This is a genomic window from Streptomyces chartreusis NRRL 3882 (assembly GCF_900236475.1).
GTDB classification, from domain to species: domain Bacteria; phylum Actinomycetota; class Actinomycetes; order Streptomycetales; family Streptomycetaceae; genus Streptomyces; species Streptomyces chartreusis_D.
In genome coordinates, this window is record NZ_LT963352.1 from 3,160,496 (window position 1) to 3,172,054 (window position 11,559).

The following is an 11,559-nucleotide window of genomic DNA, read 5'->3' on the forward strand; positions in this document are numbered from 1 at the left end:
CACGAGCCAGGTATGCGTCCCCCCTACCCACCGTCCCCGGAGCGTTCCGCCGAGCTGCGGCGGCGGTTCGCCGAAGAGGCCCGGTCCGAGCGGCCCGATCTGTCGACGCTGTGCCTGCTGGTGGGCGCGGTGGCGGACGGCGCGCTGGACGAGGCGGGCATGGACGCCGCGCAGGTCGAGCTGGACCGGCTGGCCGGGCTGCTGCCGTACCGGCCCGGACAGCCGCGGGCGTGGGCGGTCGCCCTGCGGGAGCTGCTCGGGGACCGGATGGGGTTTCACGGCGCCCCGGCCGACTACCAGCGCCTGGAGTCCTCACTGCTGCACGAGGTGCTGGTGCGGCGTCGTGGGCTGCCGATCCTGCTGTCCGTGGTGTGGATGGAGGTGGCCCGGCGGGCCGGGGCGCCGGTCTACGGCGTGGCGCTGCCGGGGCATTTCGTCGTCGGCTTCGGGCCGGACGAGGGGCAGGTGCTCGCCGATCCGTTCGACGGGGGGCGGGTGCTGACGGGGGCGGACGCCGAGCTGCTGGTCGCCGGGGCGACGGGGACGCACCTGGATCCGTCGATGCTGCGGCCGGCCGACCCGCTGGACGTGGTGTTGCGGATTCTGAACAACGTGCGGGCCTGGGCGGCGGCTCGGCCGGAGCGGTCGGACGTGGCGCTGTGGGCGGTCGAGTTGTCGTTGCTGCTGCCCTCGCATCCGGCTCGGCTGCGGTACGAGCGGGCGCGGTTGCTGGTGGGGCGGGGGGACTTTCTGGGCGGGGCCGTGGAGTTGGAGGCCTATGCGGAGGTCGTGGGGGCGGTGGACGAGGGGGCCGCTGAGCGGGTGCGGGGGGAGGCGCACGCGGCCCGGGCGATGCTCAACTGAGGCCTTGTCGCCGTAGGGGTCTTGTGAGGTGGGCGTGTGCGGGTTGTTCGTGGTTGATCGCGCAGTTCCCCGCGCCCCTGGAAATGTCGGACTACAACCAGCCCTTTTCGCGGGCTGCCCGGACCGCCTCCGCACGGTTCCTCACTGCCAGTTTCTGGATGGCCGTGGAGAGGTAGTTGCGGACCGTGCCCTGGGAGAGGTGCAGGGATGCTGCCAGTTCCGCGTTCGTGGAGCCGTCTGCCGCTGCTCGGAGGACTTCTCGTTCCCGCTCCGTAAGCGGGTTGGCACCTTCCGCCAGGGCCGCGGCCGCGAGCGTGGGGTCGATGACGCGTTCGCCGGTCAGGACCCTGCGGATCGCCTCGGCCAGCTGGGCGGCGGGGGCGTCCTTGACCAGGAAGGCGTCGGCGCCGGACTCCATGGCGCTGCGGAGGTAGCCGGGGCGGCCGAAGGTGGTGAGGATCACCAGCTTCACGTGCGGGAGTTCGGCGTGCAGGCGGGCCGCGGCCTCGATGCCCGTCGCGCCGGGCATCTCGATGTCCAGGAGGGCCACGTCGACGGCGTGTTCGCGGGCCGCGCCCAGGACCTCGTCGCCGCGGGCCACCTGGGCGACGACCTCGATGTCCTCCTCCAGGCCGAGCAGGGCGGCCAGGGCCTCGCGGACCATCGACTGGTCCTCGGCGAGCAGGACCTTGATCGTGCGGCTCATGCCGGGGATCCTACGTCCGCCGGTCCGGCCGAGGGCACGCGGGCGACCAGGCGGAAGCCGTGCTTGAGCGGGCCCGCCTCCAGGGTGCCCCCCGCCTTGGTGAGGCGTTCGGTGAGGCCCGTGAGGCCGTTGCCGTGGCCGTCGCCCGGGCCGCCCGAGCCGTCGTCCTCGACGGCGAGTTCGAGCACCGGTCCGTCGAGGGTCTGGCGGTGCAGCAGCTCGACCGCGCAGCGGCGTGCGCCGCTGTGCCGTACGACGTTGGTGACCGCCTCGCGCAGCGCCCAGGCGAGGGCGGACTCGCTCTCCTCGGGGACACCGGTGAGGTCGGGTTCGGCGGGCAGTTCGGCGGCGACACCGGCCGCGGTCAGGGCGACCCGGGCACCGGCGAGTTCGGCGCTCAGGCGGGGGCGGCGGTAGCCGGTGACGGCCTCGCGTACGTCGACGAGGGCCTGGCGGCTGACCTGCTCGATGTCGGCGACCTGCTGGGCCGCCTTGCCGGGGTGGTCGGGCAGCATGCGGCCGGCCAGCTCGCTCTTGAGCGTGATCAGGGAGAGGGAGTGGCCGAGCAGGTCGTGCAGGTCCCTGGCGAGGCGCAGGCGCTCCTCGTTGGCGGCGAGCTGGGCGACGGTGGCGCGGGCCTCGCGCAGCGCGATGGTGGTGCGTACGAGCTCGCGTACGCCGGTCATCGCGAAGCCGCCGAGCAGGGCCGGGATGAGCAGGCTCGCCAGGTAGGACTTACCGCCCGGCACCGCGAGCGCGACGGCGGTCAGCAGCGCGCACGCCCCTGGGATGGTCCAGCGGGCCAAGCGCGGGGGCAGGGCCGCGCCGGACGCGATCGAGACGTACACGAACAGCACCAGCCACTCTCGGCCCAGAGTGAGGGCGAGGAGCGCGGACTGGGCGGCGAGCACCCCGAGCGAGCCGAGGACCAGACTGTTGCGCTCGCCCCGGCCGGTGCGGAAGACCAGCAGCATGTACCAGGCGACGAAGGCGGCCAGGCCGATCCAGCCGAGGACGCGGACGCCCGTGCCGTGGCCGCCGTGCAGCAGGTCGGTGACGGGTGCGCTCAGGTAGACCAGCCAGATGCCGGTCCACAGTGACTTCACCACGCGCTGCCTGCGGTTCACCGGGCGCTGCCCGATACCGAACCCGACGCCGCTCACGCCTTCAGGGTGTCCTTCCGGTACAGCCAGGCCGCGCCGCCCGCGAACAGGGCGAACGACACCACGAGGACGACGAGGTCCTGGACGTGCGGGGCGCGGCTCTGCTCGATGGCCTGCCCCAGGGCAGCGTACGCGTGCGTGGGGAGCCACTTCGCGATGTCCTGGAGCCAGCCCGGGAACGTCGTGGTCGGCATCCACAGGCCGCCGAGCATCGACAGGCCGAAGTAGGTGATCATGGTGATCGGGCGGACCGCGTCGCCGCTGGCCAGGTAGCCGAGGGCGACGCCGAGCGCGGCGAAGACGAGGCTGCCGGCCCAGATCGCGCCGGTGAGGGCGAGCCACTGCCAGGCGTCGAGGCGTACGTCCTTCACGGCGGCCGCGACGGCGAAGACGATGACGATGGACGGCAGGCTGACGACGGCGGCGCTCGCGGTCTTGGCGAGGACGTAGCCCCGGCCCGGCAGCGTCGTCAGGCGCAGCTGCCGTACCCAGCCGCCCTCGCGCTCCTTGGCGATGCGTTCGCTGTTGCCCATGAGGACGGCGGTGAGGGCGCCGAAGGAGGCCATGGAGACCATCATGTAGGTCGGGAGGGTCAGGGTGCTGCCGGGGACCTTCGTGGTGCTGTCGGCATTGCCCGCGATGATGAGGAACAGGACCGACGGGTAGATCACGGAGAAGAACAGGAACTTGCGGTTGCGCAGGGCGCGGGTGAGTTCCAGCTTGATCAGGCTGTTCACTTCGACTTCGCCTCCTCGGCGGTCGTGATCGCGACGAAGGCCTGCTCCAGGCCGAGCCCGGCGACTTCGAGGTTGCGGGGGTAGACGCCGAGGCCGTACAGGGCGTGGACGGTGGCGTCGGCGTCGGTGGACTGGATGCGGACGGTCCGGCCGGAGACCGTCAGGGAGGTCAGGAAGGGCAGGTCGCGCAGTGCGGCCTCGTCCACGGTGCCCGCCAGGTCGAAGGAGATGCGGCGGGCGCCCGCCTTGGCCTTGATCTCGGCCGCCGTGCCGTCGGCGAGGAGCCGGCCGCGGTGCAGGACGAGGACCCGGTCGGCGACGGCGTCGGCCTCTTCGAGGTAGTGGGTGGCGAAGAGGACGGTCCGGCCCTGGTCGGCCTGCTCGCGCATGGTGGCCCAGAAGGCCTGGCGGGTGGTGACGTCCATGCCGGTGGTGGGCTCGTCCAGGACGATGAGGTCGCTGTCCCCGGCGGTGGCGAGGGCGAAGCGGACGCGCTGGGCCTGACCGCCGGAGAGCTTGTTGACCTTGCGGTCGGCGATCTGCTCGATGCCCGCGCGGGACAGCACCTCGGAGGGCCGGTACGGCTTCGGGTGCAGGTCGCAGGCGAGCCGCACCAGTTCGGCCACCGTGACCTCGTCCATCAGCCCGCCGCTCTGCAGCATGGCGCCCACCCGCCCGGCGACGATGGCGTCCCGGGGGCTGGTCCCGAAGAGGCGGACCGTGCCGCTGTCGGGCTTCTTGAGGCCGAGGAGCAGGTCGAGGGTGGTGGACTTGCCGGCGCCGTTGGGGCCCAGCAGCGCCACGGTCTGCCCCGGGCGCAGGGTCAGGGTCAGTGCGTCCACCGCCCGGACGGCGTCGTATGCCTTGCTCACCTGGTCGAACGCGACCACCGAGGCTGTCGTTGTCATGCGGCCATCGTGGCTTCGGGGGTGTGGGCGGGGGCAGTGCCGGGCGTCCGGAGTGCCGCATGACAGATGTCATGCCCGCGGGATGACCGGGGGGGGACGACGAGAGCCCCCGCCCTCACCGGGCGGGGGCTCTCGTGCGGCGGGTGGCCGGAGGTCAGTTCGGCTTGGTGTCGATGACTCCGACGCGCTCCGCGGGCGTCTTGCCTCGCAGGGCCTTGCGCAGGGCCGTGACGACGTCCTGCGGCGTCACGTCGCGCTTCCCGCTCGCGCCCTCGATCTGCACCCCCTCGAAGGTCTTGCCGTACGCCTCCTGGAGGGCCTTGAGGTTGTACGTGTCCACCAGCTTGCCGTCGACGGCCTTGAAACCGAGGATCTTCGGCAGGGACACGGGGCCGAAGTCGATGCTGTGCGCCGCGTCGGTGCGAACGGTGGCGAGGTCGGACATCGCGGGCTGCGCGAACTCCTTGAGCATCCGGTCGACCTCGGCGTTCGAGACGGTCGGCTGCCGGATGGTGGTCGGGAGGTTCACCGTGCCGGCCGAGCCGGTCTCCACCTGGGTGCGGTACGCCTCCTCGATCGACGCGGTCGCCTTGGCGACGTCGATGCCCTTGCCCGGCTTGCCGTAGACGGGGACGGCCTTGCCGCCCTCGAACTTGATGGTGCCGTCGCTCGCCGAGCCGGAGCCGCCGGCCGCGTTCTCCAGGGCGGCGTGCAGCTTCTCCTCGTCGACGGGCATGTCCGGGGCGACGACCCGGTGGTTGCCGAAGAGCGAGCCGATCACGGAGACCGGGTTGTAGTCGCTCTTCGCCGCCGCGTCGGCCGTGGCGTCCATGTCGAACTGGAGTCCGGCGTTGTCCGGGTCGAGGGACACGGTCTTGCCGTCCACCGACAGCTTCAGCGGCTTGCCCACACGGTCGTCGAAGGCGTCGTCGAGCTTCTTGACCGCGCCGTCACGGGTGGTGCCGCCGATGTCGACGCCGAGCACCGTGGTGCCCTTGGGCACGTCGGTGCGGTTCATCAGCAGCCCGGCGCCGTAGACGCCACCGGCCACGACCACCAGGCCGGCGGCGAGCAGCACGAGCTTGTTGCGCCCCTTCTTCTTCGGCGCCTTCGCGGAGCTGGCCGGGGGCGGGGAGACCGGCTCGGGCAGCTTCGGGGCCGTGTGGGGCACCGGGCCGTCACCGGGCGCGCCCGGACCGAACGACGAGCCCGCGCCGGGCGGTACGACGGGGATGCCGCTGGTGACGGTGTGCCCCGAGACGTTGTCGTGCCGGGCGGCGTAGCCCTGGCCGTCCGGAGGCTCGGGGGCCGGCTTCTGCGGGGTGAGGATGGCGGTGTCGTCGCTCATCCCGCCCCCGGGGCCTTGGCCGTGGCCTGCGGCGCCGTGGCCGGTGGGAGCAGCGGTGCCGGGACCACCGGGACCTCCGGGGCCAGGACCAGCGGGGCCGCCAGGGCCGCCGGGCTTGGCCGTACCGGCAGGTGCGCCGGGGCCGCCCGGGCCGGCGGGGCCGCCTATGGCTCCGGGACCGGCAGGCGCGCCGGGGCCGCGCGGTCGGCCGGGGTCGTTGAAGGCGCTCGGGGCGCCGGGGCCACCGGGTTCGTCGAAGGCACTGGGGGCACCGGGCCTGCCCGGCTCGTTGAAGCCGCCGGAGTTACCGGAACGACCAGGGTCGTCGAAGCTGCCCGGGCCACCAGGACCACCCGGCTCACTGAAGCCACCCGGGCCACTGGAGCGACCAGGCTCGTTGAAGCCGCCGGAGTTACCGGAACGACCAGGGTCGTCGAAGCTGCCCGGGCCACCAGGACCACCCGGCTCACTGAAGCCACCGGGGCCACCGGAACGACCAGGCTCGTTGAAAGCGCCGGGCCCGCCGGGGCCGCCCTGCTCGTTGAAGCCGCCCCGGCCGCCCGGGCCGCCGGCCGGTGGCGCCAACGGGCCGTCGCCGGTGACCGGACCGCCCGTCGGGCCGGCCGGGCCCTGGACGCCGGGGCCGCCCGCGTCGCCGAAGCCATGGGGAGCGCCCTGGCCGCCGTAGCCGCCCTGGCCGTTCTGGCCGAGGCGGTCGTTCTCCGAGAAGTACGGCAGGTCGTCGCGGCGCGTCTCGCCACCGTCCGTGCCCGGGGCCGGACGTGAACCGTTGCCGAGCGGGCCCGCCGCCAGTGCCTCGGTGACGTCGAAGGAGCCCGTGCCGCCGCCGTGCCCGGGCGCGACGGGGCCGCCGGTCGCACCGCCGGGAAGCCCCGCACCGTTCGTGCCGCCGGACCGGGAGCCGCCCGGCCTGCTCATGGAACCGACCACGCCTCCGGGCCGCCCGGCACCGGAACCGCCCGCGCCGGAGCCGCCCGCAGCGGGGCCGCCCGAGCCGGTACCCCCGGAACCGCCCGGCAGACCTGCCCCGTTGGTGGAGCCGCCGTCCTGAGCGGGCTTGCCCGAGCCGGACTTGCGGGGCGCGAACCAGTCGCTGGTGGGCTTGTCGTCGGCCGACTGGGCGGGTTCGGCGGAAGGCTCGACCGTGCCGGTGCCCCTGGGCGTGGCGGCGCCCGGGGCCTTCGCTTCGGTGCCCGCTCCCGCGCCGGAACCGGTACTGGTGTCGCCGGAGCCCTCCGCATCCGCGACGGGCTTGCGCACCACCACCGGCGGAATGGGCCGTGACCCGGGGATGTTGATCCGGATCCGGGTCGTCAGCGTGGTCTCGGTCTTGCGTTCCTCCGGCCGCGTGGCCGAACGGCCCGCTTCCGTACCGCCGTCGGAGACCGCCGGGGTCCCGTACGGCGGCGTACCCGACGGGTAGGCGGCTCCGCCGCGCCCGTTGGGCCCGGAGGACGGAGTGTCAGTTTCACGACTCAAGGCAGGTTCTCCCGGTTGGCTCCGCCGCCCGACACAACCTCACGCGGGCAGCTCGGCGGCGCGCACCACCATACTGGCCACTTCTGGCCTGTATCCCATGACCGCTATGGAAACCCACACCGGACCCCCACGCGCGCGTCCTGGCGAAGTGGTACGTCACTTGCCAAGTCGGACGTGGTCTCCGTCCGGTTGCCGCCCCAGGGCGAGGGTGGCGCAGATCACAGCCACACCGATGCCTCCGAGCAGGAAGAGATAGGAGCCGCCGCCCGCCGCGAAGAGGAAGTCGCCCTCCGGGCGGCTGGCGGTGAGCAGGACGACGGCGAGCATCCAGCCGGCGGCGGCCGCGACACCCCCGGCCCGCCCGCGAGTGACACGCGCCGCGCCGAGGACGAGCCCGGCCTCACCGGCGAGGGCGAGCAGCAGCCCGCCCGGGAACCACCCCGGCTGCACCAGTGCCCCGGCCGCGCCGACCACGGTCCCGAGCAGGAAGAACCCCGCGCAGGCGGCGACCCGGCCGACGGAGGGCGGCCGCATCGGCTGGGCGAGCATCGGACTGCGGTCGCTCATGAGGCCTCCTCGACACCGGCGAACAGGTCCGTCTCCCGCTCGCCGGGGCCCCGCTCGCCCCGCACCAGCTCGTAGTACTCGGTCGTGAGGATCGGCTGGGCGAGTGCGTTGGACAGCACGAAGTACGGCCCGGACACCGTGATCTGGGTGGCGTGGGCGCGCATGGCGGCGGCCTTGGCGGCGGCGTGCGCGGTGCCGTCGACCGCGGTGGTGATCCGTGCGTCGGCCACGACGCCCGGTACGTCGTCGACGTCCGCCGCCTCGCCGAAGGGGAGGCCGGGCAGGTCCTCCCTGAGCCGGGCGAAGGACTGCTCCACAACCGACCGGGGGGCCCGGTTCCAGTAGACCTTCGGGATCGGCCGGCCGGCCTCGGCGGACAGCTCGACGGCCCGCATGGCGACGCGGTGGGCCTGGATGTGGTCGGGGTGGCCGTAGCCGCCGTTGTCGTCGTAGGTGACGAGGACCTGGGGGCGTACCTCGCGGATCACCTCGACGAGGTGTGCGGCGGCCTCGTCGACGTCGGCCTGCCAGAAGCAGCCGGGGTCGTCGTTGTCGGGCAGGCCCATCATCCCGGAGTCGCTGTAGCGTCCGGCGCCGCCGAGCAGGCGGAAGTCCTGGACGCCGAGCTCGGCCATGGCGGCGTTGAGTTCCCGGCGGCGGTGCTGGCCCAGGGCGGGACCGGTCAGGTGCGCGAGCTCGGGCGGGATGACCTCGCCGCGTTCGCCGAGGGTGCAGGTGACCAGGGTGACGTGGGCACCCTCGGCCGCGTACCTGGCCATGGTCGCGCCGTTGTTGATCGACTCGTCGTCCGGGTGCGCGTGCACCAGCAGCAGACGCCGGTCGGGCAGTTCCGTCATGGGACCCACCCTACGAGGTCACCCGGTCAGAACTTGATGCTGCCGATCATGCCCGCGATGTTGGTCGTCAGCTCGTTGATCGTGGGAGCGACCGTCGAGGAGGCGAGGTAGAAGCCGAGCAGCATGCACACCACCGCATGCCCGGCCTTCAGTCCTGACTTCTTGATGAGCAGGAAGACGATGATCGCCAGCAGCACCACCGCCGAAATCGAGAGTGCCACGGCGGCTCACCTCCAAAGATCCACGAGGGCGCGGGGGGGTCGGACTATGGGGGCATCAAATCCGTACAACAGCCAGCAGGTTCATACCCACTATGCGTCATTGATCATAACTATCCGTCCGTGCGCATCGATCGGCGCATGGCCGCACAAGGGGGCGCATGGCCAATATGGTCAGGGCATGACGACCGAGCCTGACTCCTTCCCCCGACGGCACGCCCGTACCCAGCGCTTCACGCTCGGCGCGCCGCGTTCGTTCACTGTGGCGCCCGATGGTTCACGTGTCGTGTTCCTGCGCTCCGGTTCCGGTACGGACCGGGCGAACTCCCTGTGGGTCCTCGACACGGAGGAGGGCGGGGAGCGCGTGGCCGCCGACCCGCGCGCCCTGCTGGGCGGTGCCTCGGAGGATCTCTCGCGCGAGGAACGCGCCCGGCGTGAGCGCAGCCGGGAGGGTGGCGCCGGCATCGTCGGGTATGCCACCGATACAGCCGTCGAGTTGGCCTCTTTCGCCTTGTCAGGGCGGCTTTTCGCGGCCGAGCTGCGGGCCGGGACGGCGCGGGAACTGCCCACGCCCGGGCCGGTGATCGACCCGCGTCCGTCGCCCGACGGACGGCATGTCGCCTATGTCGCGCAGGGTGCGCTGCGCGTCGTGGGCGCGGAGGGGGAGGGCGACCGGGCGCTCGCCGAGCCGGAGTCGGAAAATGTCTCATATGGACTGGCCGAGTTCATCGCGGCCGAGGAGATGGGGCGGTCGCGCGGTTTCTGGTGGGCTCCGGAGTCGGACCGGCTGCTCGTGGCGCGGGCGGACGACACTCCGGTGGCGCGGTGGTGGATCTCCGACCCGGCGCATCCGGAACGGGAGCCGCAGCGGGTGGCGTATCCGGCGGCGGGCACCGGCAACGCGGACGTACGGCTGTTCGTGATCGGGCTGGACGGGGCGCGCACGGAGGTCGCCTGGGACCGGGCGCGGTACCCGTATCTGGCGCGTGTGCACTGGTCAGCGGCGGGCGCGCCGCTGCTGCTCGTACAGGCGCGCGACCAGCGCAGCCAGCTGATTCTCGCGGTGGATCCGGAGTCGGGCGCGACGCGTCTGGTGCACGCCGACGAAGATCGAACTTGGCTTGATCTTTTCGCCGGGGTGCCGTGCTGGAGTCCGTCCGGGCAGCTCGTGCGGATCGCGGACGAGGGCGGTGTGCGGTTGCTGGCGGTCGGGGACCGGCCGCTCACGGGGGCGCAGCTGCACGTGCGGGCCGTGCTGGACGTCTCCGACGACGACGTGCTGCTCTCGGCGTCGGCGGGCGAGGAGGCCACCGAGGCGGAGACGGGCCAGGTGCATGTGTACCGGGTGAACGAGCTGGGGGTGGAGCGGGTCTCGCAGGAGCCGGGCGTGCACTCGGCGGTGCGCGCCGGGGACGTCACGGTTCTGGTCTCGGCGACGCTGGATCGGCCAGGTGCGCGGGTGCAGGTACTGCGCGACGGGAAACCGACGGTTGTTGTCCCGTCGTACGCCGAAGATCCTGGTATGTCCCCCCGCGTGACGCTCACCGAGGGGGGCGCACGGCGTATCCCGTGCGCCGTGCTTATGCCTCGGGACTACGCCGGTGACACCCCCCTGCCGGTGCTCATGGACCCGTATGGCGGGCCGCACGGGCAGCGGGTCCTCGCGGCCCACAACCCGCACCTCACCTCGCAGTGGTTCGCGGACCAGGGATTCGCGGTGGTCGTCGCGGACGGCCGGGGCACCCCGGGCCGCTCCCCCGCCTGGGAGAAGGGGATCCACCACGACTTCACGCTGACCCTGGACGACCAGGTGGAGGCCCTGGAGGACCTCGCGAAGAGGTATCCGCTGGACCTGTCCCGGGTGGCGATCCGCGGCTGGTCCTTCGGCGGCTGGCTGGCGGGCCTCGCGGTGCTGCGCCGCCCGGACGTCTTCCGCGCGGGGATCGCGGGCGCGCCGGTGACGGACTGGCGCCTGTACGACACGCACTACACCGAGCGCTACCTGGGGACTCCGGCCGAGCAGCCGGACGCGTACGCGCGCAGCTCCCTCGTCACGGCGGACGGTCTCACCTCCCCCGCCGAGCCGCACCGCCCGCTGATGATCGTGCACGGCCTCGCCGACGACAACGTGGTCGTCGCCCACGCCCTGCGCCTCTCCTCGGCCCTCCTGGCCGCCGGCCGCCCGCACGAGGTGCTGCCGCTGTCCGGGGTCACCCACATCACCCCACAGGAACAGGTAGCGGAGAACCTGCTCCTGCTCCAGGTCGACTTCCTGAAGCGGTCCCTGGGGATCACCGGCGACTGAGCACGGCAACGGGCCGGGGCGACATGGCGCGCCCCGGCCCGTTTACGGCACCCGCACGGCCGTACGCTGTTCAGCCTGACGCGTCCGTATATCGGAATCGGGTCGGCGAAGTTGCCTGCGTGTTAACGCAGTTCGCGGGGGTTTGCGGCGGTGTGCGCCCCGGGGTGTCCAGCCGTGGGCGGGCGCCTCGACGGCCGGCGCGTCGACCCACGCGGCAGGTCCCACGTGGAACGCGAGGTGGTTGAGCCCGGGCCGCATGCGGTCGTGCTCGGCGGCGTCCACCGCCGATGGCTGTTCGACGACGAGGCACGTCGGCCCGAGGCGCCGGCTGCGGCCGTGGCCCAGGACCGGTCCTCCAATGCCGGTTCCCGGCGCCCCATCAGGGC

General features: G+C 73.0%; 10 protein-coding genes and 1 pseudogene. 2 read left to right on the plus strand and 9 right to left on the minus strand.

The features are described 5' to 3' along the window. The first annotated feature begins 12 nt into the window (after positions 1-12). On the plus strand, positions 13-864 hold the full coding sequence (locus SCNRRL3882_RS13970) for a transglutaminase-like domain-containing protein (RefSeq protein WP_010047813.1): 852 nt from the start codon (positions 13-15) through the stop codon (positions 862-864). 91 nt (positions 865-955) lie between these two features. Here the strand turns inward: SCNRRL3882_RS13970 and SCNRRL3882_RS13975 are convergent, their stop codons facing one another. From SCNRRL3882_RS13975 to SCNRRL3882_RS14010, 8 genes are all read right to left on the minus strand, one after another. After that, positions 956-1,570: a response regulator transcription factor gene (locus tag SCNRRL3882_RS13975; RefSeq protein ID WP_010047815.1), complete on the minus strand. Its 615-nt coding sequence runs from the start codon at positions 1,568-1,570 to the stop codon at positions 956-958. Continuing rightward, positions 1,567-2,733: a sensor histidine kinase gene (locus SCNRRL3882_RS13980; protein ID WP_010047817.1), complete on the minus strand. Its 1,167-nt coding sequence runs from the start codon at positions 2,731-2,733 to the stop codon at positions 1,567-1,569. The genes SCNRRL3882_RS13975 and SCNRRL3882_RS13980 overlap by 4 nt, the downstream gene beginning before the upstream one ends. Continuing rightward, positions 2,730-3,470, minus strand: coding sequence for an ABC transporter permease (locus SCNRRL3882_RS13985; RefSeq protein WP_010047819.1), 741 nt, complete (start codon positions 3,468-3,470; stop codon positions 2,730-2,732). The genes SCNRRL3882_RS13980 and SCNRRL3882_RS13985 overlap by 4 nt, the downstream gene beginning before the upstream one ends. Further along, on the minus strand, positions 3,467-4,378 hold the full coding sequence (locus SCNRRL3882_RS13990) for an ABC transporter ATP-binding protein (RefSeq protein ID WP_040904329.1): 912 nt from the start codon (positions 4,376-4,378) through the stop codon (positions 3,467-3,469). Before SCNRRL3882_RS13990 ends, SCNRRL3882_RS13985 begins: the two co-directional genes overlap by 4 nt. 154 nt (positions 4,379-4,532) lie before the next feature. Then, the gene (locus SCNRRL3882_RS13995) at positions 4,533-7,226 is read right to left on the minus strand and encodes a hypothetical protein (protein WP_173937251.1); all 2,694 of its coding nucleotides are present in this window, start codon (positions 7,224-7,226) and stop codon (positions 4,533-4,535) included. Between the two features lie 156 nt (positions 7,227-7,382). Continuing rightward, entirely contained in the window at positions 7,383-7,793 is a 411-nt protein-coding gene (locus tag SCNRRL3882_RS14000; RefSeq protein ID WP_010047826.1) for a DUF6113 family protein, read from the minus strand. After that, a complete protein-coding gene (gene mshB / locus SCNRRL3882_RS14005) occupies positions 7,790-8,650 on the minus strand; it encodes an N-acetyl-1-D-myo-inositol-2-amino-2-deoxy-alpha-D-glucopyranoside deacetylase (protein WP_010047828.1) in 861 nt (286 codons plus the stop codon). The genes SCNRRL3882_RS14000 and mshB overlap by 4 nt, the downstream gene beginning before the upstream one ends. 26 nt (positions 8,651-8,676) lie before the next feature. Beyond that, positions 8,677-8,871 carry a hypothetical protein gene (locus tag SCNRRL3882_RS14010; protein ID WP_010047829.1) on the minus strand — a complete coding sequence of 65 codons (195 nt, stop codon included), beginning with the start codon at positions 8,869-8,871 and terminating at the stop codon, positions 8,677-8,679. Between the two features lie 178 nt (positions 8,872-9,049). On the opposite strand from SCNRRL3882_RS14010, the gene SCNRRL3882_RS14015 reads away from it, so the two are divergent. Then, the gene (locus SCNRRL3882_RS14015; protein ID WP_029181737.1) at positions 9,050-11,173 is read left to right on the plus strand and encodes a S9 family peptidase; all 2,124 of its coding nucleotides are present in this window, start codon (positions 9,050-9,052) and stop codon (positions 11,171-11,173) included. A gap of 165 nt (positions 11,174-11,338) precedes the next feature. Here SCNRRL3882_RS14015 and SCNRRL3882_RS41720 read toward each other — a convergent pair. Further along, positions 11,339-11,509 (minus strand): annotated as a pseudogene (locus SCNRRL3882_RS41720) (glyoxalase); the annotation flags it as partial. Between the last annotated feature and the right edge of the window lie 50 nt (positions 11,510-11,559).

Bases quoted from the DNA above. Each gene is read 5' to 3' on its own strand.
- SCNRRL3882_RS13970 (WP_010047813.1), top strand. From the start codon at position 13: ATGCGTCCCCCCTACCCACCGTCCCCGGAGCGTTCCGCCGAGCTGCGG.
- SCNRRL3882_RS13975 (WP_010047815.1), bottom strand. From the start codon at position 1,570: ATGAGCCGCACGATCAAGGTCCTGCTCGCCGAGGACCAGTCGATGGTC.
- SCNRRL3882_RS13990 (WP_040904329.1), bottom strand. From the start codon at position 4,378: ATGACAACGACAGCCTCGGTGGTCGCGTTCGACCAGGTGAGCAAGGCA.
- SCNRRL3882_RS14000 (WP_010047826.1), bottom strand. From the start codon at position 7,793: ATGAGCGACCGCAGTCCGATGCTCGCCCAGCCGATGCGGCCGCCCTCC.
- mshB (WP_010047828.1), bottom strand. From the start codon at position 8,650: ATGACGGAACTGCCCGACCGGCGTCTGCTGCTGGTGCACGCGCACCCG.
- SCNRRL3882_RS14015 (WP_029181737.1), top strand. From the start codon at position 9,050: ATGACGACCGAGCCTGACTCCTTCCCCCGACGGCACGCCCGTACCCAG.